This is a genomic window from Streptomyces sp. XM83C, assembly GCF_023072675.1.
Classification (GTDB): domain Bacteria; phylum Actinomycetota; class Actinomycetes; order Streptomycetales; family Streptomycetaceae; genus Streptomyces; species Streptomyces thermocoprophilus.
Map to the genome: position 1 here is coordinate 1 of NZ_JALLGL010000267.1, position 8706 is coordinate 8706.

General features: G+C 73.7%; 9 protein-coding genes. 5 read left to right on the plus strand and 4 right to left on the minus strand.

Annotated features, from left to right (window positions below):
• The coding region (locus MTQ10_RS23985) for a hypothetical protein (protein WP_247472238.1) at positions 1–882 on the minus strand (882 nt) is incomplete at its 3' end.
• Positions 883–1341: 459 nt separating this feature from the next.
• On the opposite strand from MTQ10_RS23985, the gene MTQ10_RS23990 reads away from it, so the two are divergent.
• From MTQ10_RS23990 to MTQ10_RS24000, 3 genes are all read left to right on the plus strand, one after another.
• Entirely contained in the window at positions 1342–1674 is a 333-nt protein-coding gene (locus MTQ10_RS23990; RefSeq protein WP_247472239.1) for a DUF6412 domain-containing protein, read from the plus strand.
• 181 nt (positions 1675–1855) lie between these two features.
• A complete protein-coding gene (locus MTQ10_RS23995; RefSeq protein ID WP_247472240.1) occupies positions 1856–2617 on the plus strand; it encodes a YidC/Oxa1 family membrane protein insertase in 762 nt (253 codons plus the stop codon).
• Between the two features lie 206 nt (positions 2618–2823).
• The gene (locus MTQ10_RS24000) at positions 2824–3756 is read left to right on the plus strand and encodes a fumarylacetoacetate hydrolase family protein (protein ID WP_374117676.1); all 933 of its coding nucleotides are present in this window, start codon (positions 2824–2826) and stop codon (positions 3754–3756) included.
• On the opposite strand, the gene MTQ10_RS24005 is transcribed toward MTQ10_RS24000, so the two are convergent.
• The 3 genes from MTQ10_RS24005 to MTQ10_RS24015 all read right to left on the minus strand — a co-directional run bounded on the left by MTQ10_RS24005 (position 3676) and on the right by MTQ10_RS24015 (position 6369).
• Positions 3676–4542, minus strand: coding sequence for an LLM class F420-dependent oxidoreductase (locus MTQ10_RS24005; RefSeq protein ID WP_247472241.1), 867 nt, complete (start codon positions 4540–4542; stop codon positions 3676–3678). The two genes, MTQ10_RS24000 and MTQ10_RS24005, sit on opposite strands and share 81 nt — an antisense overlap.
• Positions 4543–4738: 196 nt before the next feature.
• Positions 4739–5260: a heme-degrading domain-containing protein gene (locus MTQ10_RS24010; protein WP_247472242.1), complete on the minus strand. Its 522-nt coding sequence runs from the start codon at positions 5258–5260 to the stop codon at positions 4739–4741.
• Positions 5260–6369 (minus strand): Gfo/Idh/MocA family oxidoreductase, encoded by a 1110-nt coding sequence (locus MTQ10_RS24015; RefSeq protein WP_247472243.1) that lies wholly within the window; start codon positions 6367–6369, stop codon positions 5260–5262. Before MTQ10_RS24015 ends, MTQ10_RS24010 begins: the two co-directional genes overlap by 1 nt.
• On the opposite strand from MTQ10_RS24015, the gene MTQ10_RS24020 reads away from it, so the two are divergent.
• Positions 6368–7546 carry an ROK family transcriptional regulator gene (locus tag MTQ10_RS24020; RefSeq protein WP_282612551.1) on the plus strand — a complete coding sequence of 393 codons (1179 nt, stop codon included), beginning with the start codon at positions 6368–6370 and terminating at the stop codon, positions 7544–7546. The two genes, MTQ10_RS24015 and MTQ10_RS24020, sit on opposite strands and share 2 nt — an antisense overlap.
• Before the next feature lie 516 nt (positions 7547–8062).
• Positions 8063–8706 (plus strand): hypothetical protein (locus tag MTQ10_RS24025; RefSeq protein WP_247472245.1); only part of this gene is annotated, 644 nt, incomplete at its 3' end.

Below are 8706 nucleotides of genomic sequence, written 5' to 3' on the forward strand. Positions count from 1 at the left end.
GTCGGTGGGGGTGGTGGATTCCGAGGCGGCGAAGGCTTCGTAGGAGGGGACCGTGCCCGTCACGATGCCGAGGTTCTGGGTGCCGGAGGCGGCCAGTTCGCGCAGGGAGGTCTCGACCGTGGCCAGGTGGGCCTCGTACGAGGGGTATTCGGGGGCCAGGGCCGGGTAGTCGCGGAGGAGTTCGGCCAGTTCGGGCTCCGGCCAGTGCAGGACTGCCACCGGGAAGGGGCGGGAGAGGGCCTCGCGGTAGGTGCCGAGTTCGGCGCGGAGGCGGGAGATCTCGGCGGCCAGTTCGGCCGGGTTGTCCGAGCCGAGGGACCAGACGCGGTTGGGGTCGTGGAGTTCGTCCAGGGGCACCGGTGCCGTGTTGAGGGTGTCGGCCAGGGTGTCCCAGTCGTCGTGGGCGGCGCCCAGCATGCGGCGTACCCGGTGCCGGCCGAAGAGGAGCGGGTGGGTGGCGTAGGGGGGTTCGTCGGTGTCGGTGAGGAGGAGGCGGGCGCCCTCGGTGAACGTGTCGTGCGCCGCCTCCAGCTCGTCGTGGGACTCCAGCGCCTCGGCGACGATCACCCAGGGCGCCGGGTCGCGCGGCGCGGCTGCCCGGATGCCGTCGATGATGGCGCGGGCCTCGGCCTCGTGGCCGTACTCCCACAGGTTGGAGGCCTTCAGCGCGCGGACCAGGTGCGGGTTGTCCAGGTCGGCCGCCGAGCCGAGGAGGCGGTCGTAGAGGGCCGTGGCCGCGGGGCGGTCGCCGGAGAGTTCGAGGTGGGCGGCGGCGCGCAGCAGCAGGCTCTCGGCGTCCTCGGGATACAGGCCGGCGGTCCGTTCCAGGCGGGCGGCCTCGGCGGCGTGGTCGACGTTTTCGGCGGGCGTGTCGGGGCGCATGGGTGACACCGTACTGCCGTTACGCCGATGTCGTGAGGTATCCGCAGGCCAGGGGCCGTTCCTTACCTTCCTTTCGTGTTTCCTCCCTTTGTCCGGCCGTCCCGCAGCACACGCCGGTGGCGCGCAGTCGGCCGCGTGGGTCCGGGAAGGCGTGGACGACCGGGCCGAGGCTGCTTGCGAGCAGTGCGGCGCCGGCGGCGCCCTGGGCGACCCGCAGCAGCGTGAACAGCCAGGTCGAACCGCCCGTACGGAGAATGCGGCACGTGCGGAACCATCGTGCCGGTGTCGGACGTTGTGATGGTGCCAGGGCCGGGACTCGACCCGAATCCGGCGGATCCGGTCAGCAAGGCACTGCTGCGGCGAGCGGCTGCTGGAGCCGCTGGTGACCGAGTCCGCGTGGTCCGCGCGGGGAAGCAGACGTCATACTGGCGCGCAGAGCAGACAGAGGGGGGACCGACGATGGTGCGTGACCGCGGCATGCCGATGCCCGGCCGGGACATGCTGCGCCCCGCCCTCGCCCTGCTCCTCCTCGTCCTCCAGTTCGCCCTGCTGGACGCGGGCGGCCTCTCCGCGACCGTCGCGCTCGCCGCGACCGCCGCCGCCGGGGCCGCGCTCACCGCCTGCGCCGTGATCAGCGCGCGGTCGGTACCGGTCACACCCCGGGCCCGGATACGTACAGCGATACGGGACCGGTCCCGCCGTACGGCTTTCCTGCCCCAGCGCGATCCCGACGCGCCCGGCCGCCGCCGGCCCAGGGCACCAGGAGCCGCCCTCCCGGCGACCGCCGCATAGGGCACCCTTCGGCACCTCTCCCCGCACACCCGCAGGGCCGACGCAGCACACCCGCGCCTTCCTCGGGCCGCCGCGTCGTCCTCGCGGGCCGCCATGCCCCATGCCCGGTCGTCACGCCGCTGTCCCCAGCCGCAACCGCTGCCTGCACGGCACGACGTGACCCCGGAGGGCTCACCCGTCCATGTCCCTGTTCGCCCGACTCGTCGAGCAGCTCGCCGAGCTGCTCCAGCCGCTGTTCCACACCTCGTCCGCCGCCGCCGCGATCGTCCTGTTCACGATGCTCGTACGGCTCCTCGTGCATCCTCTGTCCCGGGCCGCCGCGCGCGGACAGCGGGCGCGCGCGGCACTCCAGCCCCGGATCGCCGAACTGCGCCGCAAGCACGCGAAGAACCCGGAGCGGCTTCAGCAGGCCGTGATGGAGCTGCATGCGAAGGAAAAGGTCTCCCCGCTGTCGGGATGCCTGCCCAGCCTGCTCCAGCTGCCCGCGTTCTTCCTGCTGTACCACCTGTTCGCCAGCTCCACGATCGGAGGTGAGCGCAACGAGCTGCTGACCCACGAACTGTTCGCCGCGCCCCTGGGAGGCCGCTGGCACGACGCCCTCGCCGACGGCGGGGTCTTCGGACCGGCCGGGGTCGTCTACCTCGGGCTGTTCGCCGTCGTCCTCGCCGTCGCCACGTTCAACTTCCGCCGGACGCGCAGGACCATGGCCGACAGCGGCGCGCTGTCGGCCTCGGGCGGCGCAGGCGGTGAGGGTTCCGTGCCCGGCCTGGCGGCGGTCGGCAAGGTCATGCCGTTCATGTCCTTCGCCACCCTCATCACCGTGGCGGTCGTACCGCTGGCCGCCGCGCTGTACGTCGTGACCAGCACGACCTGGAGCGCCGTGGAACGGGCGGTGCTGTACCCGGCGGGCAGCGGGGCACTGGAGCAGCCCGCCACGGCGTGACGGCGAGCCGGGCTGGTGTGGCGCCCGAGCCTGCCGGGGCGCGACAGCAGCGGCCCCCGCGTCATGACGGTCCAGTACGTGAACGGGGTCTTGCGGAGTGGAATGCGGGCTTGGAGGATCGAACAGTCCTCCGATGGCTGCGCCACGGCCGCACCCGGTCGCTCCATCGGCCGGGCGCCCCCGATCGAGGAAGACGGTGAGGATCCATGAAGCTGCTGCGCGTCGGTACGGCCGGGTCGGAACGGCCGGCGCTGCTGGACGGCGAGGGAACCCTGCGCGACCTGTCGGGTCTGGTGCCCGACATCGACGGCGCGCTGCTCGCCGACGACGCCGCTCTCGCCCGGGTCCGTGCCGCGGCCGACTCCCGTGAGCTGCCCGCGCTGGATCGGACCGGGCTGCGGATCGGGCCGCCGCTGGGGCGGATCGGCAAGATCGTGTGCATCGGGCTGAACTACCACGACCACGCCCGCGAGACCGGCGCCGAGCCGCCCGCAGAACCCGTCGTCTTCTTCAAGGCGCCGGACACGGTGGTCGGCCCGAACGACACGGTGCTCGTGCCGCGCGGCTCCACGAAGACCGACTGGGAGGTGGAACTGGCCGTCGTCATCGGCCGTACTGCGCGCTATCTGGAGTCGGACGAGGAGGCCCTCGCGCATGTCGCCGGGTACGCGGTGGCGCACGACGTGTCCGAGCGCGAGTTCCAGATCGAGCGGGGAGGCACCTGGGACAAGGGCAAGAACTGCGAGACGTTCAACCCGCTGGGGCCGTGGCTGGTGACCGCGGACGAGATACCGGACCCGCAGGACCTGCGGCTGCGGCTGTGGGTCAACGGCGAGCTGAAACAGGACGGCACGACCGCCGAGCAGATCTTCCCGGTGGCCGAGGTCGTGCGGTACGTCAGCCGGTTCATGACCCTGTACCCGGGTGACGTCATCAACACGGGCACCCCGGCAGGGGTGGCGATGGGGCATCCCGAGCCGAAGCCGTATCTGCGGGCCGGGGACGTCGTGGAGCTGGAGATCGACGGGCTCGGCCGGGATCTGCGCGCCTGGTCGGGCTCAGGCCAGGATCTGCGCGAGGCGCCTCCAGCCATCGCGCGGCAGATGGTCGCGCGGCCCGTCGTGCACCACCTGGAGTGAGACATGGTCGGCGCCCGCCGCGCGGAACTCGTCGATGCGCTTGCGGATCGTGTCCTCCGTGCCCCAGGCGAAGACCGCGTCGATCAGCCGGTCGCTGCCGCCGCCGGCCAGGTCGTCCTCGGTGAAGCCGTCCCGCAGGAAGTTGTTGGTGTAGTTCGACAGGTCCAGGTAGATGGCGAGCGCACCGCGGGCCAACTCGCGGGCGCGAGCCGGGTCCTCCTCCAGGACCACCTTCAACTCAGGCGCGAGCAGCGCCTGTTCGCCGAGGATCGTCCGGGCGCGGGCCGTGTGGTCACTGCTCGTCAGATACGGGATCGCGCCCGCCGCCCGGTCCCGGGCGAGCGTCAGGGTCTTGGGGCCGAGCGCGGCCAGCACACGCCGTCCGGCGGGGACCCCGGCGGCGTCGAGCCCGTCGAGGTAGGCGACGAGGGAGGAGTACGGGCGGCGGTACTGCTCGACCAGCTTGGCATGGGACGCGCCGAGGCCGAGGACGAAGCGGCCCGGGTGAGAGGCCTCCAGCTCGGCGAAGCGGGCGGCGGTTTCGGTGGTGTCGTACTGCCAGATGCTCTGGATGCCGGTGCCGACCACGATGCGCCGGGTGGCGCCGAGGAGAGGCGCGGCGTGGCGGGCGGAGCTGCTGCCGCCGAGCCACAGGGCGCCGTAGCCCAGCTCCTCCAACTCGGCGGCTGCCTCGTCGAGTTCGCCTCGGCGCTGCGGGTCCTCCGAGCGCAGTCCGAGGCTGAAGATGCCGTATCGGCCGATCGATTCCTTCACGGGGTTGCTCACGGGTGGGTCCCTCCGGCTGGGGCGGCGATGATCCTTCGTGGTGCTCGCCAGTGCCAACCGGAGAGTGTCCCGACTTAATTCCGGGGAACGGACTTTCGGGCCCAGGACCCCGGCCCCAGGGCCCGTCTCGGGTGCGCTTCCGCTGTGCTCAGCCGTCAGCCGTCAGCCGTCAGCCTCAGCCCCCGGCGGTCAGCGGTCAGCGGTCCCGGTCCGGGTCGTCCGGGCGCAGGAACTCCTCCAGTGCCTCCACCACGAACCGGTGGTCCTGGAGCTGCGGCAGCCCCGAGACGGTGATCGCGCCGACGACGCCGACGCCCTCGACGTGCACGGGGAAGGAACCGCCGTGCGCCGCGTACACGTCGGGGTCGAGGCGGGAGGACTCCTCGAAGGTGGTGCCCTTGGCCCGGAAGCGGGCGCCGACCAGATAGGAGGAGGCGCCGTAGCGCTCGACGACCCGCCGCTTGCGCCGGATCCAGGCGTCGTTGTCGGGCGTGGAGCCGGGCAGCGCCGCGTGGAACAGTTGCTGTCCGCCGCGGTGGATGTCGACCGCGACCGGGGCCTGGCGCTCGCGGGCCATGCGTACCAGCAGGGAGCCCAGCTCCCATGCGTCGTCATGGGTGAACCGGCGGAAGACCAGGCGGCGTTCCTGCGCCTCCAGTTCCTCCACGCTCGGGGTCAGCTCCGGCTGGAGCCTCGGGGTCGGTCCGTGTCCGCTCATCACAGGGTCACCGCCACTCCGTCTCGGGCCGATCGCCGGGCCGCTTCCAGCACATCGAGCGCGGCAGCCGCCTCCAGGGCGGTCACCGGGTTGGGTCCGGCGCCGGTGAGGGCGCGGGCCACGGCGGCGTAGTAGGCCGGGTAGTCGCCCGGCAGGGTCGGTACGGGGCTGCCGCCGCCGCTGACCGGGGACTCGCCGGAGCCGATACGGCCCCACAGCGACTCCGGCTCAGTGCCCCACTCGGCGCCGTCCGCGCCGGGGCGGGCGCCGTCGCGCAGGTCGGCCTCCTGCGGGTCCAGGCCGTACTTGACGTACCCGGCGCGGGAGCCGAGGACGCGGAAGCGGGGGCCGAGCTGGGCGGCGGTGGCGGAGACGTACAGGTGGGAGCGGACACCGCCGGCGTGGGTGATCGCGATGAAGGTGTCGTCGTCGGCGGCGGCACCGGCGCGGCGCACATCCGACTCGGCGTACACGCGCACCGCCGGACCGAACAGGACCAGCGCCTGGTCGACGACATGGCTGCCGAGGTCGTACAGCAGGCCGCCGATCTCCGCCGGGTCGCCGGACTCGCGCCAGCCGCCCTTCGGCTGGGGGCGCCAGCGTTCGAAGCGGGACTCGAAGCGCCATACGTCGCCCAGCTCGCCGTCGGCGAGAAGCTTGCGGAGGGTGAGGAAGTCGTTGTCCCAGCGGCGGTTCTGGAACACGGACAGCAGCAGACCGCGCTCCTCGGCGAGGGCGGCCAGCTCACGCGCCTCGGCGGCCGTGCCCGCGACCGGTTTGTCGACGACGACGGGCAGGCCCGCCTTCAGCGCGGTCGTGGCGAGCGGTACGTGCGTCTTGTTGGGGGAGGCGATGACGACGAGGTCGAGATCGCCGGCGCGGTCGAACAGCTCGTCCGGGGTCGCGACGACACGCACGTCCGGGTGTTCGGTGCGGGCCTGCTGCTGCCGCTCGGGGGCGGACGTGACCACCGTGTCCAGGGCGAGGCCCTCGGTGGTGGCGATCAGCGGGGCGTGGAAGACGGAACCGGCGAGGCCGTAACCGACCAGGCCGACGCGCAGGGGGCGGGCCGGGGTGCCGGGAGGGCCGCCGAGGGGAGTGCCAGTCATGCCCCCACTTTCGCAACGCTGTTGCCAAAGTGCAAGTACGGGCGACAATGGCGTGGTGAACAGGACGAACGGCGGCGCCAATCTGCTGGCCCTGCGCAGCCACAACGCCACACTCGTGCTCGCCCTGCTGCGGCGCGCCGGCGACGACGGCATCAGCCGGCTGGAACTCGCCGAGCGGACCGGGCTCACCCCGCAGGCCGTCAGCAAGATCACTGCCCGGCTGAGGGACGAGGGGCTGGCCGCGGAGGCGGGCCGACGCGCGTCGACCGGCGGCAAACCCAGGACCGTGCTGCGGCTCGTGCCCGATGCCGGGCACGCGCTCGGCGTGCACCTGGACCGGGACGAGGTCCGCGCCGTCCTCGTGGACCTGACCGGCCGGATCGTCGCCGAACGGCGCGCCGCCGTGGACCTGGCCCGGTCCGGCGCCGAGGCGGCGGTGGACGCCGTGCTCCGGGAGGCGGAACCCCTCGCGGAGAGGGCACCCGCGGGCACGCTCCTCGGGGCGGGGGTTGCGCTGCCGGGGCCGCTCGACCACGCGAGGGGCGTGCTGCACCGGGTCACCGGCTTCCCGCAGTGGGAGGGGTTCCCGCTGCGGGAGACGCTGGCCGGGCGTATGGGCGTAGCGGTCGTGGTGGACAAGGACACCAACGCGGCGGCGCTGGGACTCGCGGTGGCGGGGGAGCGCGACGGGCGGGCCGGGGCCGGTCCCGTGGGCTCCTTCGCGTATCTGCATCTCGGGACCGGGCTCGGGGCCGGTCTGGTGATCGGCGGGGTCGTGCACCGGGGGGCGCGGACCGGGGCGGGGGAGTTCGGGCACCAGGTCATCCAGTTGGACGGGCCGCCGTGCACCTGCGGTGACCGGGGCTGTATCGAAGCGCTGTGTCTGGCCGCCGTGGCGGGCGGCGACCTGGCGGAGGCGGCGCGGGTACTGGGCGCCGGGGCGGCGAACCTCGTCGGGCTGCTCGACATCGACCTGGTGCTGCTCGGCGGGCGGACGGTGACGGCGGCACCCGAGGTCTTCGTACGGGGCGTCGCCGACGTCCTGGAGGCCCGCGCCCGCCGCGAGGGCGCCGTCGGGGGAGCGGTACCGGTACGGCAGGCCGCGGGCGGCGAGCGCGGCGTCGCTGTGGGAGCCGCGGAGCTGGTGCTGGGCGGCGTGTTCGGATGGGGCGGGTGACCCCTCGGGTGCGGTGAGTACGGCGCCGACCTCGACTCGCCCCGGTGATGCAATACGGCGGCGGTTCGGCGCTGTGGTGCGCTGGACTACGCCGGGGCTGCGGTCCGGCCCGGCAATGACGCCGGGGCTGCGGTTCGGCCCGGCACTGAGGTACGGCACCGAGGGGCGGCTCGGTCCGGTGATGTGGCGTGGCGCCGAGGGGCAGCTCGGCCCGGTGATGTGGCGCGGCGCCGAGCCGGCGGTTCGGCCCGGTCATGCCGTACGACACCCTGGTGCACCCGGCGAACTGCGGAGCGCCCCCGATCGGCCCCGGTGCCGTCCCCCGTTCGAGGCCCCCCGAGGGCGTGGTGTCCGGGCCCCGAAGGCGGCCACCGTCAGGCTCATATGACTATGCGACTGCCCAAGCCTCTGTCCCCCTGCCTGGCCCCCGCCGCCGCACTCCTCCTGGCGGCCCCGCCCGTGGCCTCCGCCGCACAACCGGCCACTCCCCCCTCGGCCCCCGCCGCGCAGTCGGCCTTGCTCTCCACGACCGCCACTCACACCACCACCCACACCACCACCCGCACCGCCGCACGCCCGGCCCCCGCCCCCTCCGAGCCCGACGCGAGCTGTAGCGGGGCCGAGGCCGCGGCGGGCCGGTTCCCGCTGAGCGCCCGCATCGTCGGCGGACCGGCGTCGTACGAGGCCGGTGGCGGCCCCGGCACCTGGCGCATCGAACTGCGGAACACCACCGCCCGTACCTGCACCGGCATCCACCCGGTCGTCGTCCTCGTCGACAGCCGGCACGCGTTGACGCCGGCCCAGGCCCGCCTGGAGTTCTCCCACGGCGGCCGGGAGCACACCGTGCCCTTCGAGGAGACCGACGAGGACGAGCTGGTCGGGGCGTTCACCGACGAGGACGGCTTCCACGGGTTCACCGTGGGCCCGCGCGGCAGGCTCGCCGTGGAGGTACGGCTGGCGTTCGCGGCGGACGCCGTACCGGACGACGTCACCGTCAACGCGGCCGTCGTGCAGCGGCACGAGGACGACGGGGACTGGGTGGGGCAGTCGAACGACTACCGCTTCACCGTCCGGGAACCCTCCGAGGAGGCCCCCGCCGAGGACGTGTTCCCCTCCGAGGGCCGCACCGAGACCGGCACCGGCACCCCGTCCCCCGACGC